The organism is Streptomyces sp. NPDC026246 (genome assembly GCF_055567995.1).
The window spans coordinates 162,441-176,799 of record NZ_JBVHPJ010000009.1 but is presented as its reverse complement, the minus strand read 5'-3'; the positions used below and the strand labels follow the sequence as shown (position 1 = coordinate 176,799).

At 72.4% G+C, this 14,359-nt stretch carries 14 protein-coding genes; 7 read left to right on the top strand and 7 right to left on the bottom strand.

The annotated features are described in order from the left end of the window. Positions 1-56: 56 nt before the first annotated feature. Both ACZ4M5_RS23345 and ACZ4M5_RS23340 read left to right on the top strand, forming a co-directional pair. The gene (locus tag ACZ4M5_RS23345) at positions 57-1,688 is read left to right on the top strand and encodes a penicillin-binding transpeptidase domain-containing protein (protein WP_467739762.1); all 1,632 of its coding nucleotides are present in this window, start codon (positions 57-59) and stop codon (positions 1,686-1,688) included. Positions 1,689-1,783: 95 nt separating this feature from the next. Continuing rightward, positions 1,784-3,454: a penicillin-binding transpeptidase domain-containing protein gene (locus ACZ4M5_RS23340; RefSeq protein ID WP_467739761.1), complete on the top strand. Its 1,671-nt coding sequence runs from the start codon at positions 1,784-1,786 to the stop codon at positions 3,452-3,454. A gap of 10 nt (positions 3,455-3,464) precedes the next feature. Here ACZ4M5_RS23340 and ACZ4M5_RS23335 read toward each other — a convergent pair whose 3' ends face one another. Then, the gene (locus tag ACZ4M5_RS23335; protein WP_467739760.1) at positions 3,465-3,830 is read right to left on the bottom strand and encodes an SsgA family sporulation/cell division regulator; all 366 of its coding nucleotides are present in this window, start codon (positions 3,828-3,830) and stop codon (positions 3,465-3,467) included. 169 nt (positions 3,831-3,999) lie between these two features. Here ACZ4M5_RS23335 and ACZ4M5_RS23330 point away from each other — a divergent pair, with 169 nt between their 5' ends. From ACZ4M5_RS23330 to ACZ4M5_RS23315, 4 genes are all read left to right on the top strand, one after another. Continuing rightward, entirely contained in the window at positions 4,000-5,121 is a 1,122-nt protein-coding gene (locus ACZ4M5_RS23330) for an energy-coupling factor ABC transporter permease (protein ID WP_467739759.1), read from the top strand. A 1-nt stretch (position 5,122) separates the two neighbouring features. Further along, on the top strand, positions 5,123-5,884 hold the full coding sequence (cbiQ, locus tag ACZ4M5_RS23325) for a cobalt ECF transporter T component CbiQ (RefSeq protein ID WP_467739758.1): 762 nt from the start codon (positions 5,123-5,125) through the stop codon (positions 5,882-5,884). Then, positions 5,872-6,639 carry an energy-coupling factor ABC transporter ATP-binding protein gene (locus tag ACZ4M5_RS23320; RefSeq protein ID WP_467739757.1) on the top strand — a complete coding sequence of 256 codons (768 nt, stop codon included), beginning with the start codon at positions 5,872-5,874 and terminating at the stop codon, positions 6,637-6,639. The genes cbiQ and ACZ4M5_RS23320 overlap by 13 nt, the downstream gene beginning before the upstream one ends. A 167-nt stretch (positions 6,640-6,806) precedes the next feature. Beyond that, positions 6,807-7,973: a serine hydrolase domain-containing protein gene (locus ACZ4M5_RS23315; protein WP_467739756.1), complete on the top strand. Its 1,167-nt coding sequence runs from the start codon at positions 6,807-6,809 to the stop codon at positions 7,971-7,973. A 22-nt stretch (positions 7,974-7,995) separates the two neighbouring features. Here ACZ4M5_RS23315 and ACZ4M5_RS23310 read toward each other — a convergent pair whose 3' ends face one another. The 4 genes from ACZ4M5_RS23310 to ACZ4M5_RS23295 all read right to left on the bottom strand — a co-directional run bounded on the left by ACZ4M5_RS23310 (position 7,996) and on the right by ACZ4M5_RS23295 (position 9,969). Continuing rightward, a complete protein-coding gene (locus tag ACZ4M5_RS23310; RefSeq protein WP_467739755.1) occupies positions 7,996-8,271 on the bottom strand; it encodes a DUF1876 domain-containing protein in 276 nt (91 codons plus the stop codon). Positions 8,272-8,339: 68 nt separating this feature from the next. Next, positions 8,340-9,185 (bottom strand): EamA family transporter, encoded by an 846-nt coding sequence (locus tag ACZ4M5_RS23305; protein WP_467739754.1) that lies wholly within the window; start codon positions 9,183-9,185, stop codon positions 8,340-8,342. Beyond that, positions 9,182-9,739, bottom strand: a complete 558-nt coding sequence (locus ACZ4M5_RS23300; protein WP_467739753.1) for a YbaK/EbsC family protein — start codon at positions 9,737-9,739, stop codon at positions 9,182-9,184. Before ACZ4M5_RS23300 ends, ACZ4M5_RS23305 begins: the two co-directional genes overlap by 4 nt. Before the next feature lie 44 nt (positions 9,740-9,783). Next, a complete protein-coding gene (locus ACZ4M5_RS23295; RefSeq protein ID WP_369194491.1) occupies positions 9,784-9,969 on the bottom strand; it encodes a hypothetical protein in 186 nt (61 codons plus the stop codon). 90 nt (positions 9,970-10,059) lie between these two features. Between ACZ4M5_RS23295 and ACZ4M5_RS23290 the strand changes: the two genes are divergently transcribed. Further along, a complete protein-coding gene (locus tag ACZ4M5_RS23290; protein ID WP_467739751.1) occupies positions 10,060-11,208 on the top strand; it encodes a glutathione-independent formaldehyde dehydrogenase in 1,149 nt (382 codons plus the stop codon). A gap of 79 nt (positions 11,209-11,287) precedes the next feature. Here ACZ4M5_RS23290 and ACZ4M5_RS23285 read toward each other — a convergent pair whose 3' ends face one another. Both ACZ4M5_RS23285 and ACZ4M5_RS23280 read right to left on the bottom strand, forming a co-directional pair. Then, positions 11,288-13,513 (bottom strand): MMPL family transporter, encoded by a 2,226-nt coding sequence (locus ACZ4M5_RS23285; RefSeq protein ID WP_467739749.1) that lies wholly within the window; start codon positions 13,511-13,513, stop codon positions 11,288-11,290. 96 nt (positions 13,514-13,609) lie between these two features. Next, positions 13,610-14,212, bottom strand: coding sequence for a TetR/AcrR family transcriptional regulator (locus ACZ4M5_RS23280; RefSeq protein WP_369194494.1), 603 nt, complete (start codon positions 14,210-14,212; stop codon positions 13,610-13,612). Between the last annotated feature and the right edge of the window lie 147 nt (positions 14,213-14,359).

Here is a 14,359-nt window from a genome sequence, read left to right as displayed (position 1 = left end):
CGAGCTTCTGAACGCGTTCAAACGGACGCGTGCGGCTCAACGGGGAGGGGCGCCCAGTGGGCAAGGGGGTCAAGGCCGCCGTCATCGGCGGGGTGTTCGCGGTGATGGTGGGCGGGGCCGGCTACGGCGCCTACAACATCCTCGGGGCGCTGGACGGCGACGGCGGCATCGGCGGGGTGGCCGCCGAGAAGAAGTCGGGGCCGCCCGACGAGGACGAGGTCGAGGAGACCACGGACGAGTTCTTCGCCGCCTGGGAGAAGGGCGAGACCGCCCGGGCCGCGTCGTACACGAACAACGACGCGGACGCCGGCCGGGTGCTGCGCACCTTCGCCGACGACGCGCACATCACCGGTGTGCGCGTCACCCCCGGCCCGGCGAAGGGCACCACCGTGCCGTACACGGTCAAGGCGAAGGTGTCCTACGGCGGGAAGTCCGAGCCGCTGGCCTACCGCAGCGAGCTGAAGGTCGTACGCGGCGTGACCACCGGGCGGGCGCTGGTCGACTGGCAGCCCTCGGTCGTGCACCCGGACCTGAGGAAGGACGACACCCTGGTCACCGGGCAGTCGGCCGACCCGCCCGTCGAGGCCCTCGGACGGGACGGGTCCAAGCTGACCGAGGAGAGGTACCCCTCCCTCGGACCGGTGCTGGACGCCCTGCGCGAGAAGTACGGCGAGAAGGCCGGCGGCTCCCCCGGCGTCGAGCTGGTCGTCCGGCACGCCGGCGGGAGCGCTCCCGACACCCCGCTGCTCACCCTCGCCAAGGGCAGACCGGGCAGGCTCACCACGACGATCAGCCCCACCGCGCAGGCCGCGGCCGAGAGGGCGGTCAAGCGGTTCCCCCAGTCGTCGGTGGTCGCCGTCAAGCCCAGCACCGGCGAGGTCCTGGCCGTCGCCAACAACCGCGCGGACGGCTTCAACGCGGCCTTCCAGGGCCAGGCCGCCCCCGGCTCCACCATGAAGATCATCACCGCCGCCATGCTCATCGACAACGGTGTGACCTCCATGAACGGCCCGGCGCCCTGCCCCGACACGGCGATGTGGCAGAGCCAGACGTTCAAGAACCTGACGGGCATGAAGCCGAACGAGAACGCCACGCTGGCCGACAGCTTCCTGCGCTCCTGCAACACCGCCTTCGTCAAGCTCATCGACGAGAAGCCGCTGACGGACGCCTCGCTGAGCCAGGAGGCCGAGCGGCGCTTCGGGCTCGGCCGGGACGACTGGAAGACCGGTATCGCCTCCTTCGACGGCAGGGTCCCCCCGGTCGGCGGCCCGGACCGGGCCGCCGGGGCCATCGGCCAGGGCCAGGTGCAGATGAGCCCGTTGAACATGGCCTCGGTCACGGCGACCGCGATCACCGGCGCCTTCCGCCAGCCCTACCTCGTCCCGCCCGGCCTGGACGACCGCCGGCTGGCCCGGGCGGAGGGCCTGAAGGCGAGCACCGCCGCGCAGCTGAAGCAGATGATGCGGCTGACCGCGACGCAGGGCACCGCCCGGGAGGCCATGAGCGGACTCGGCGGCGACATCGGCGCCAAGACCGGCTCCGCCGAGGTCGAGGGGAACGCCCGGTCCAACAGCTGGTTCACCGGTTTCCGGGGCGACGTCGCGGCCGCGGCCATGACCGAGCAGGGTGGCCACGGCGGTGACGCGGCCGGGCCGATTGTCGCAGCCGTGCTACGAACAGGTGGCTGATCTCACCCCCGCCGGACGGGACTCTAGGGTGGGGGCCGTCGTTGGGACAGCCGAGGGCGGCGGGGCCCAGGGGACTTGCGGAGGAACGAACAGCAGTGGGCAACAGAAGGCGCGTCGCCGAGCGACGGAAGACGAACCCCGCGGTGATCGGCTCGGTGCTCGCCGTCGTCGTCGGCGGAGCCGGGTTCGGCGCCTACGCGCTGTTCGGCGGCGGCAGCGCGGCCGACAGCGGGTCGCGCGCGGTGTCGGACCAGAAGCCCGAGGTCGAGACGGGACCGCTGTCGCGTGACCAGGTCACCGCCGCCGCCCGCGCCTTCCTCACCGCCTGGCAGTCCGGCGAGACCGCGCGGGCCGCGGCCGCCACCGACGACACCGCCGCGGCGAAGGCCCTGCTCACCGGCTACACCAAGGACGCCCACATCAAGGACGTCACCCTCACCCCCGGCCGGCCCATCGGCACCGAGGTGCCGTTCGCCGTCAAGGGCACCGTCTCCTACAAGGGCACCGACAAGCCGCTGGCGTACGACAGCGCACTGACCGTCGTACGCCGCGCCGGTGACGGCAAGCCCGTGGTCGACTGGCACGCGACGGTCGTCCACCCGGACATGAAGGACGGCGACCGGCTGGTCACCGGCGAGGCGGGTACGCCGCCGGTGAAGGCGCTGGACCGCGAGGGCGGCGAACTCACCACCGCGAAGTACGCCTCCATCGGCCCGCTGCTGGACGGGCTGCGCGAGAAGTACGGCAAGAAGGCCGGCGGCACGGCCGGTATCGAGCTGCGCGTCGTGCGCGGGAAGGCCGCCCGCGGCAAGGACCTGTCCGACAAGACGCTGGTGGAGCTGAGCGAGGGCACGCCGGGCACGTTGAGGACGACCCTCGACCCCGGACTCCAGGCGGAGGCCGAGCGGCAGGTCGCCCGCAAGGCCCGGTCGTCGGTCGCCGTGATGCGGGCGTCGACGGGCGAGATCCTGGCCGCCGCGAACGCCTCCCGGGGGTTCAACACCGCCCTGCAGGGCTCCCTGGCGCCCGGGTCGACGATGAAGGTCGTCACCTCCTCGCTGCTGATCGAGAAGGGTCTGGCGTCGGCCGACAAGAAGCACCCGTGCCCCAAGTACTTCACGTACGGGCACTGGAAGTTCCAGAACGACGACAAGTTCGAGATCAAGGGCGGCACCTTCAAGGCGAGCTTCGCCCGCTCCTGCAACACGGCCTTCATCAGCCAGGCGCCGAAGCTGAAGAACGACGACCTCACCAAGCAGGCCCAGCAGGTGTTCGGTCTGGGGCTGGGCAACTGGGCGATCGGGGTGCCGTCCTTCGACGGCTCGGTGCCGGTGCAGTCGGCCGCCCAGATGGGGGCGTCGCTGATCGGCCAGGGCGGGGTGCGGATGAACCCGCTGAACATGGCGTCGGTGTCGGCGACCGTGAAGTCCGGCACCTTCCACCAGCCGTACCTGGTCTCCCCGGACGTCGACGGGCGCGAGCTCGCCACCGCGTCCCGCACGATGTCGGCGGGCACCCTGTCCCAGCTGCGCGAGCTGATGTCGTACACGGCCCGGTACGGCACGGCCGCGGAGGCGATGGCCGAGGTCGGCGGCGACACGGGCGCCAAGACCGGGTCGGCCGAGGTCGACGGGCAGAAGAAGCCGAACGGCTGGTTCACCGCCTACCGGGGCGACCTCGCCGCGGCGGGTGTGGTCCAGCAGGGCGGGCACGGCGGGTCCACGGCCGGCCCGATCGTGGCGGCGCTGCTGAAGGCCGGCGGCTGAAGCTGCCGGATCAGTGGGTGACGGGTTCGGCGGCGGCCGTGTAGGTCCGCCGCAGGAACCGCAGCAGCGCCTGCCGCTCGAACTGCACCACGGACACGCCCTGGGCGGAGTGGAACTCGACGATGGTCTGCACCCGCCCGCACGGCCACACGCGCACCTCACCGCTGCCCGCCGGGCTGCGCAGCCCCTCCTCCAGCAGCCGGCGGTCGAACCTCCACTCGCGTCCCCCGGCTCCGGGCAGCCGCACGGCGACGCAGTCCGGGTCGCCGCCGGGGTCGTAGCGCAGGGTGACCGGGACCGCCTGGAGTTCGTCGATCAGGGGCACCGCCGTCTCCGTGATGATGTGGGCTCGCGCGTACTGCTCGACTACGGACATCGGACAGGCCTTTCACCGTGCGCCACCGACGTGGAGGATGTGCAGCCACCACCTCTCCAATGTCCCATATTTTCCGGTTTTCACCCTTTGAGGGCGTACATATCACGGATGAGATAAAACGAGCGGCACGCTCTTGCACATCGTTCGCATCAAGCCACATCATCGAACAGTGCACGTACCTGACGGATTCATCGACGCCCCCACCTCCGCCGCCACCGGTGTGCTCGCCGCGGGCGCCATCGCCGTGAGCCTGCGCGGCGCGCGCCGCGAACTCGACGAGCGCACGGCCCCGCTGGCCGGCCTGGTCGCGGCGTTCATCTTCGCCGTGCAGATGCTCAACTTCCCCGTCGCGGCGGGCACCAGCGGGCACCTGCTCGGCGGGGCACTCGCCGCGATACTCGTCGGCCCCTTCACCGGGGTCCTGTGCGTGTCCGTCGTCCTGCTGATGCAGGGCATCCTGTTCGCGGACGGCGGGCTGACCGCGCTGGGCGTGAACATCACCAACATGGGCATCGTCACGGTGGTCGTGGCCTACGCCGTCTTCCGCGGCCTGGTGAAGGTGCTGCCCCGCACGCGCCGGACGGTGACCGCCGCGTCCTTCGTCGCCGCCCTGCTGTCCGTCCCGGCCGCCGCGCTGGTCTTCACGCTGATGTACGCCGTCGGCGGCACCACCGACGTCTCGATCGGCAAGGTCGCCACCGCCATGGTCGGCGTGCACCTGCTCATCGGCATCGGCGAGGCCGTCATCACCGCGCTGACCGTCGGCGCGGTCATCGCCGTACGCCCGGACCTGGTGTACGGGGCGCGGGGCCTGACACAGAGGCTGAAGCTGCGGGTGAACGGCGAGCTGGTCGACGCGCCGCAGGCCCAGCCGGAGCCGGTCGCCGCCCGGTCCTCGCACCGCGGGGTGTGGGCCACCGGCCTGGTCACCTCGCTGGTCCTCGCCGGGTTCGTCAGCTTCTACGCCTCCGCGAACCCCGACGGCCTGGAGAAGGTCGCCGGCGACAACGGCATCGACGAGAAGGCCGAGGAGCACGCGGCGGCCGACTCCCCGCTCGCCGACTACGGCGTCAAGGACGTCGACGACGCCCGGCTGTCCGGGGGGCTGGCGGGCGTCATCGGCGTGGGGGTCACGGTCGTCGCGGGCAGCACCGTCTTCTGGGCCGTCCGCCGCCGCCGGACCGACGGCACCTCCCCGACCGACACCGCGAACGTGACGGACACCGGGGACGGGGCCGCCGCCGGGGACACGGCGCGCACCTCGGCCGGGTCGAGCGCGACGGCTCGCTGACATGGGGGCAGGGCACGCGCACAAGCTGTACCGGCACGGGCACTCGCCCGTGCACGGCCTGCCGCCGCACACCAAACTCGCCGCCGTCTTCGCCTTCGTGGTCGTCGTGGTGATGACCCCGCGCGAGGCGATGTGGGCGTTCGGGCTCTACGCGCTGCTGCTGGGGGCGGTGGCGTTCGCGGCCCGGGTGCCCGCCGGCTTCCTGCTGCGCCGGCTGCTGATCGAGGTGCCGTTCGTCGCGTTCGCGGTGCTCATGCCGTTCGTGGCGGAGGGCGAGCGGGTCGACGTCCTCGGCCTGTCCCTGAGCGTGAACGGCCTGTGGGGCGCCTGGAACGTGCTGGCCAAGGGCACGCTCGGCGTCGCGGCCTCGGTGCTGCTGGCCGCCACGACCGAACTGCGCGAACTCCTCCTGGGGCTGCAGCGCCTGAAACTCCCGCCGCTGCTGGTGCAGATCGCGTCGTTCATGATCCGCTACGGCGACGTCATCGCAGACGAGATGCGGCGCATGCGGATCGCCCGGGAGTCCCGCGGCTTCGAGGCCCGGGGCGTGCGGCACTGGGGAGTGCTCGCCAAGTCGGCGGGCGCGCTGTTCATCCGGTCCTACGAGCGCGGTGAGCGGGTGCACCTGGCGATGGTCAGCCGGGGTTACGCCGGTTCCATGCCGGTCATCGACGAGGTGACCGCGTCCCGGGCGCAGTGGCGGCACGCCCTGGCCCTCCCGGGCGCGGCCCTCGTGGTCTGTCTGCTGGGATGGACCCTGTGACTGCTTCCCTCGAGGTCTCGGGCCTCGCCTTCGCCTACCCGGACGGGCACCAGGCCCTCTTCGGCGTCGACTTCTCGATCGAGCGCGGCGAGCGGGTCGCGCTGCTCGGGCCGAACGGCGCCGGCAAGACGACGCTGGTGCTGCACCTCAACGGCATCCTGACCGGCGGGACCGGCGCGGTGCGGGTGGCCGGGCTGCCCGTGGACAAGCGGCACATGGCCGAGGTGCGGCGCCGCGTGGGCATCGTCTTCCAGGACCCGGACGACCAGCTGTTCATGCCGACCGTGCGCGAGGACGTCGCGTTCGGCCCGGCGGCCGCCGGGCTGAAGGGGCCGGAGCTGGAGCGCCGGGTGGACCGGGCGCTGGAGCGGGTCGGCATGCGGGAGTTCAAGGACCGGCCTCCGCACCACCTCTCCTTCGGCCAGCGCCGCCGGGTGGCGGTGGCGACCGTGCTGGCGATGGAGCCGGAGATCCTCGTCCTCGACGAGCCGTCGTCCAATCTGGACCCGGCCTCGCGCCGCGAGCTGGCCGACATCCTGCGCTCGCTCGACGTGACGGTGCTGATGGTGACCCACGACCTGCCGTACGCCCTGGAGCTGTGCCCCCGCGCCCTGGTGCTCAGCGACGGCGTGATCGTGGCGGACGGCTCCACGGGCGAGCTGCTCGGCGACGAGGAGCTGATGCGGGCGCACCGGCTGGAGCTGCCGTTCGGGTTCGATCCGCGGTCCGTGCCGGCCGCCCCGGCCCGTCCGTGACCGTGGGCGCGTGGGATCGCCGGGGTGTGCCCGGCTTGCCACTCCCGGGCGGCGAGCGTGCGAGGTGTGCCCGTACGCGAACGGGACCCGGGGGAACATCGACGTGACCGTCCTGCTTGGGTGAGAGGGAGACAGCGCCACCGCAGCGGGATCGAGGAGTGACGGACGTGGACGTGCACGGCACTGTGGCCGAGGGCTTCGAGCCGGTGAGGGAGGCGTTCGTCCGTAACTTCGACGCGCTCGGGGACCGCGGCGCGGCCGTCGCGGTGTACCGGCACGGACAGCGGGTCGTCGACCTGTGGGGCGGCACGAGGGACGTCGACGGCACCGAGCCGTGGCAGCGGGACACCGCCCAGGTCGTGCGCTCGGCGACGAAGGGCGTGGCCGCCGCCGTGCTCCTGCTGCTGCACCAGCGCGGAGAGCTGGACCTGGACGCGCCGGTGGGCCGGTACTGGCCGGAGTTCAAGGCGCGGGGCAAGGAGGGTGTGCTGGTGCGGCACGTGCTGAACCACCGGGCGGGCCTGCCGGTCCTGGACCGGCCGCTCAGCCCGCAGGAGGCCCTCGACCCGCTGAAGGGCCCGCAGGCGGTCGCCGCCCAGGCCCCCGTCTGGAAGCCGGGCACCGACCACGGCTACCACGCGCTGACCTACGGCTGGCTGGTCGACGAGATCGTGCGGCGGGTGACCGGTCAGTCGGCCGGCGAGTGGCTCGCGGCCCAGGTCACCGGCCCGCTGGGCCTGGACCTCTGGCTGGGCCTGCCCGCCTCGCGGGCCGGCCGGGCCGGGCGGGTGGGCCGGGTCGAGGGCGCCGAGCCGGCCGGGGGCCTGCGCGCCCGCCCCAAGCCCTCGGTGACCCGGGCCTACGAGGACCCGGAGTCCCTGACCCGGCGGGCCTTCGCCGCCATCACCCCGTTCCCCGAGCAGAACGACCCGGCCTACCTCGCGGCGGCCCTCCCCGCCACGAACGCCGTCGCCACGGCGGACGGACTGGCGCGCTTCTACGCCGCCCTGATCGGCGACACGGCCGGTTCCGCCCGGCTCTTCACGCCGGAGACGGTGGACCTGGCCCGGACCGAGGAGTCCGCGGGCCCCGACCGGGTGCTGGTGGTCGGCACCCGCTTCGGCCTCGGCTACATGCTGCACGGCAGCGCCTCACCCCTGCTCACCCCCGGGTCCTTCGGGCATCCGGGCCGCGGCGGCGCGCTGGGCCTCGCCGACCCGGAGACCGGCATCGCCTTCGGCTACGTCACGAACGGCTTCCGCGCGTCCGTGACGGCCGACCCGCGGGCGCAGGGCCTGCTGCGGGCCGTGCGCAGGGCGCTGGACCTGCCGTGAGGGGCGCCGCGGGCGCCGCCGGCTAGACGTGGATCGGGTGGGAGGTCCGCCCGGACGCCTGGTCGATCTCCTCGTGGGCCTTGGTCAGCAGTTGCATGGCGAGTTCGTTGAGCGCCCGGGCCGCGGCGATCTCCTCGCCGATCCGGGGCTGGTTGGCGTCGGAACGGTGCCGGTTCGCGTGCCCGTGCGCCCGCACCTCGGTGCCGTCGGGCAGGCGGACCATCGCGGCGGCCCGCGTGCGCTGGTCGTCCTCCACGAACTCCATCTCGACGTGCCATCCGACTGCGGTGTGCATCATGAGGATCACCTCCGGAGCGCTTGGTTCCAGGGTGCTCCCCCCTGGTGCCCCAGCGCATCCCGCCGGTCCTAACCGGCGTGCAGCATCAGCCCGATTCCCACGACGAGCAGCCCGGCCGCCGCGATCCTGGGCGCCCCGAACCGCTCCTTGAAGAAGACGGCGCCGATGGCCGCGCCGACGATGATCGACGACTCGCGCAGCGCCGCGACGGGCGCGAGCGCGGCCCGGGTCTGGGCCCACAGCACCAGGGCGTAGGCGGCGACCGACAGGGCCGCCCCGGCCAGTCCGAGCCACGCGAAGGGCCGCAGGACCCGGGCGGTCCCGCCGCGCCAGTGGTACAGCGCGTACGCCGGGATGACCAGGCCCTGCACGGCCATCAGCCAGCCGATGTACCCGAGGGGCGAGCCGGAGGCGCGCACGCCGAGTCCGTCGACGACCGTGTACGCGGCGATCGCCAGCCCGGTCGCCAGGGCCGCCCCGATGGCCGCCCAGTCGGGCCGGCGCCCGCGCAGCCCCCACAGGGCCACCCCGGTCAGCCCGGCGCAGGACAGGGCCACGCCCGCGGCGGCCCAGCCGTCGGGCACCTCGTGGGCGAAGAGGGCGGCCAGGACCGTCACGACCAGGGGCGCGGTGCCGCGGGCGATCGGGTAGGCCTGCCCGAAGTCGCCCAGCCGGAAGGACTTCATCAGCAGGGCGTAGTAGGCGATGTGGAGGGCGGCCGAGCCCAGCAGGTACGGCCAGGCGCCGGACGCGGGCGGGGGCACGAAGGGTGTCATCGCCAGCCCGATGAGCAGTCCGCCGCCCGAGATCAGGGTGAAGCCGGCCAGCTTGTCGGTGATGTGGTGGGCGAGGGCGTTCCAGCCGGCGTGCGTGACCGCGGCGAGCAGGACGGCTGAGGTGACCAGGGGGGTCACGGGGCGGTGCGCTCGCGGACGTCCACGAGGGTGGCGCGGGCGTGGGTGACGAGGTCGCCGGGGGCGATCGGGAAGACGGTGTGCGGTGTCCCGGCCGCGGCCCAGACGAGGTCGTGCTCCAGCAGGGACCGGTCGGCGAGCACCCGCGTCCGGGTCCGGTGGCCGAAGGGCGGCACCCCGCCGATGGCGTACCCGGTGGTCTCCCGGACGACCTCCGCCTTGGCACGGGTGACCTTCCCGGCGCCCAGTTCCTCGCGCACGCGGTCGAGGTCCACGCGGGAGGCGCCGTCCATCAGCACCAGGACGGGCTCCCCTGCCCCGAGCTCTCGGCTTGCCTCGGCCAGGGGGGACCCCCACGCGGTGAAGATCAGCGACTTGCAGATCTGGCTCAGTTCGCAGCCGACCGCGGCGGCGGCCTCGGCGGCGGTGCGGGTGGCGTCGGGGAAGCGCCGGACCCGGCCCACGAGGTGGTCGAGTCCGAGGTCGCGCAGGGCCTCGGCGAAACGGGGGTGCGCTCCGGAGCTGTCGGCGTCAGTGGCGGCTGTCGTCGTCATGCGGGGCACGCTATCGGTGCGTGTAGGGCACACGCGAGGCCGTTTCAGCTGGTGGAGTCCTCCGGGCGCAGATCCGCGAACTCCCACCAGGCGAGGGGCAGCCAGTCGCCGTCGACGAAACCGTCGACGGAACCGCCGGTGCCCCGGATGGCCACGCGGGTGCCGACCGGGTAGGTGGTGCCGGACAGTCCGGAGACCGCCACGAGAAGGGTGCCGATGCGACGCGACAAAGCCGTACTTCCTTTCTGCTCTGGGTGCAAATCGTCTCATCATGCACCAGCCTGGTATATGAGCCACGGCACAGACGGAGGTGCTTGACGATGAGGGCTGTCGTGTACAAAGGCCCCTTCGAGGTAGCGGTGGAGGAAGTGGAGGATCCTCGCATCCAGCATCCGAACGACGTGCTCGTCCGGGTCACCTCGACGGCCATCTGCGGCTCCGACCTGCACATGTACGAGGGCCGCACGGCCGCGGAGCCCGGCATCGTGTTCGGCCACGAGAACCTCGGAGTGATCGAGGAGACAGGAGAAGGGGTCACCACCCTCCGCAAGGGCGACCGGGTGGTCATGCCGTTCAATGTGGCCTGCGGGTTCTGCAAGAACTGCTCGGCGGGCTACACGGGCTTCTGCCTGACGGTGAACCCGGGCTTCGCCGGCGGCGCCTACGGCTACGTCGCGATGGGGCCCTACACCGGAGGCCAGGCGGAGTACGTGCGCGTCCCGTACGCCGACTTCAACTGCCTCAAGCTCCCGGAGGGCAGCGAGAAGGAGACCGATTTCGTCCTGCTCGCGGACATCTTCCCGACCGGCTACCACGGCAACGAACTGGCCGACGTGCGCCCCGGTGACACGGTCGCCGTCTACGGCGCCGGACCGGTGGGGCTGATGGCCGCCTACTCCGCGATGCTGCGCGGGGCGAGCAAGGTGTTCGTGGTCGACCGGGTCGCGGAACGCCTGCAGAAGGCCGAGGAGATCGGCGCGGTCCCGGTCGACTTCACGCAGGGCAACCCGGCGGAGCAGATCAGGGAGCAGACCGGCGGGCAGGGAACGGACAAGGGCGTCGACGCGGTGGGCTACCAGGCCCAGGCCCAGGGGCCGGACGAGGACCGCGAGGAACCGGCGGTCGTGCTGAACTCGCTGGTCGACACGGTCCGGCCGACGGGCGCCCTCGGGGTGCCCGGCCTGTACGTGCCGAGCGACCCGGGCGGTCCGGACGAGCAGGCCAAGAAGGGCATGCTGGTGGTCGCCGTCGGACGCCTCTTCGAGAAGGGGCTCCGCATGGGCACCGGCCAGTGCAACGTCAAGCGGTACAACCGGCATCTGCGGGACCTCATCATCGAGGACCGCGCGACGCCCAGCTTCGTCGTCTCGCACGAGTTGCCGCTCGACGAGGCCTCGTCGGCCTACGAGAAGTTCGACAAGCGCGTCGAGGGCTACACCAAGGTGGTCCTCCACCCGCAGGCGGCGTAGCAGGAGGAGGCGGGCCGGAGAGCAGCGGGGAGGCCGGTGCGGGCACGCGATGCCCGCACCGGCCTCCCCGTCCGCCGGGTCAGACGCGGACCAGTTCCCGGTCGCCGTCGTCGTCGCCGGAGGCGGCGCGCAGGCCCTCGCCCTCCACGTCGACGTTCGGCAGGGCCCGGTCCAGCCAGCGCGGCAGCCACCAGGCCTTGCGGCCGAGCAGGGCCAGGACCGCCGGGACGATGGCCATGCGGACGACGAACGCGTCGAACAGCACGGCGATCGCGAGACCGAAGCCGATCATCTTGACCATCGACTCGGAGGAGCCGATGAAGCCGGCGAACACGGCCATCATGATCACGGCGGCGGCGGTGACGACCCGGGCGCCGTGGCGGAAGCCGGTGACCACGGCCTGGGCCGGCTTCTCGCCGTGGACGTAGGCCTCCCGCATGCGGGTCACCAGGAACACCTCGTAGTCCATGGCCAGGCCGAAGACCACGCCGACCATGAAGATCGGCATCATCGACATGACCGGGCCCGTCTGCTCCACGCCCATCAGGTCCGACAGCCAGCCCCACTGGAAGACCGCGACGACCGCGCCGAGTGCGGCCAGCACCGACAGCAGGAAGCCGAGGGCCGCCTTGAGCGGGACGAGGATGGAGCGGAACACCACGATGAGCAGCAGGAACGCCAGGCCGACCACCAGGACCAGGTAGGGCACCAGGGCGTCGTTGAGCTTCTGGCTGACGTCGATGTTCATGGCCGTACTGCCGGTGACCAGCACGTTCGCGTCCGTGTCGGCCTTGATGCCGGCGCCCGCGTCGCGGATGCCGTGCACCAGGTTCTCCGTGGACGCCGAGGACGGCTGGGAGCCGGGGATCACGGTGATGGTGGCGGTGTCGCCGGCCTTGTTGGGCGCGGGCGGCGTCACCGTCACCACGTCCTTCAGGCCCTTGATCTCGTCGCCGACCGCGGTGAAGGCGGCCTTGGGGTCGTCGCTGCCCTTGGCGTCTACCACGACCATCAGCGGGCCGTTGAAGCCCGGACCGAAGCCGTCGGACAGCAGGTCGTAGGCGCGGCGCTGGGTGGTGGAGGTGGGCTGGGACCCGTCGTCGGGCAGACCCAGCTCCAGGTCGGCCGCAGGGATGGCCGCCGCGCCGAGGCCGACGACGCCGAGCAGCAGGACGGCCAGGGGGCGGCGGACGACGAAGCTCGCCCAGCGCGTGCCCAGGTTGGGCCGGGCGGGCTTGTCCGGCCCGCCGGTGCTCTCCCGCTTCCCGGCCCGGCCGCGCAGCCTGCTCTTCTCCCCCATCGGCTTGACCCTGCGGCCGGCGTAGCCGAGCAGCGCCGGGACCATGGTCAGGGCGATCAGCACGGCGATGGCCACCGTGCCGGCCGCCGCGACGCCCATCTTGGTGAGCATCGGGATGTTGACCACGGCGAGGCCCACCAGGGCGATCACCACGGTGAGACCCGCGAAGACCACCGCGGAGCCGGCCGTGCCGACGGCCCGGCCCGCCGCCTCCTCGCGCTCACGGCCCTCGGCCAGTTCGGCCCGGTAGCGGGAGACGATGAACAGGGCGTAGTCGATGCCGACCGCGAGGCCGATCATCATGGCGAGGATGGAGGTGGTCGAGCCCAGGTCCAGGGCGCTTGCCAGGGCGGTGATGGTGGACACGCCGATGCCCACGCCGATGAGGGCCGTCAGCAGCGGCAGGCCGGCCGCGACGAGCGAGCCGAAGGTGATGACCAGGACGACCGCGGCGACCGCGATGCCGATGACCTCGCTGGAGCCGGTGTGCGGCACCGCCTGGAGCGCGTCACCGCCGATCTCGACGGTCAGCCCGGCCTCGCGGGCGTGCTGCGCGCTGTCCTCCAGGGCGTCCTTGGCGGCGTCGTCCAGCTCCATGCCGGAGACCTTGTAGGACACCTGCGCGTAGGCGATCGTGCCGTCCTTGCTGACGGCCTTGGCCCGGTAGGGGTCGGTGACGGCGGCGACCTCGGAACCGTCGGACAGCTCCTTGACGGTGTCCTGGACGGTCGCCTTGTTGCCGGGGTCGGTCATCTTCTCGCCGCCGGGCGCCTTGAAGACGACACGGGCGGTGGCGCCGTCGGCACTGGTGCCGGGGAAGCGCTGCTCCAGCAGGTCGAAGGCCTTCTGGGCCTCGGTGCCGGGAATGGAGAACGAGCTGTTGCCCGCGGTCGGGGCGCCGGCCGCGCCGGCCCCGGCGAGGGCCAGCAACGCCACCCATATCAGGGCGACGACATGCCGCCGCCGGAACGAGAGCCGGCCGAGTTTGTAGAGGAAAGTGGCCACGAGGGCGTACTCCCGGTCAGGTCGTGGGTCTTCAGGGCAGGGGAGACCAGCCCGACGACGTGAGCGGTGGACGTCAGGTGGAGGGCTAGCTGGGGACTAGTCGGTGGTGGGGACGCCGAGGGCGGGGAGGACCACGGCGTCGATGTACGAGATGAGGAAGGCCTGGGTGGGCGGCTGGTCGTCGATCAGTGTGCGGGTGGCGAACGCGCCCACCAGCATGTGCACGACGTAGTCCAGCGCCGGGCGGCCGGCCTGGATCTCGCCGCGGTCGACGGCCCGCTGCACCACCCGGTGGAACTCCTCCATCTCGGGTTCGATGAGCAGTTCCTTGAACGCCTGGAGGAGATCCGGATTGCCGTGCACCGCCATGAACAGGCCCCGCATCAGCGCGGCGTTCTGCTGCATGGCGCAGTCGTCCTCCCGTGCGGTGAGGGCGTGCAGGTCGCCGCGCAGGGATCCGGTGTCGACGTCGGCGGTGCCGCCCGGCTTGTTGTGCCGGATCGCCTTCGCCACCAGCTCCGGCTTGCCGCCCCACTGGCGGTAGAGCGTGGCCTTGCTGGACCGGGTGCGGGCGGCCACGGCGTCCATGGTGAGGGCGTCGTAACCGACCTCGCGGAGCAGGTCGAGCACGGCCGTGTACAGCTCGGCCTCGCGCTCGGGGGTGATCCGGCTGCGCCGCGCGGCGGCGACATCGGCCATCGTGCTCACCTTCCTGCTTCGGAACGACACGGTTTCGTACACCACGAAGGTACCCCAGCCCTTAAGGGAACGAAACCGTTTCGTACGTGTCCTGCGTCACCGTGCCGCACGTGTCACGACTTGCTGGTCTCCATACCCGGGCAAAGC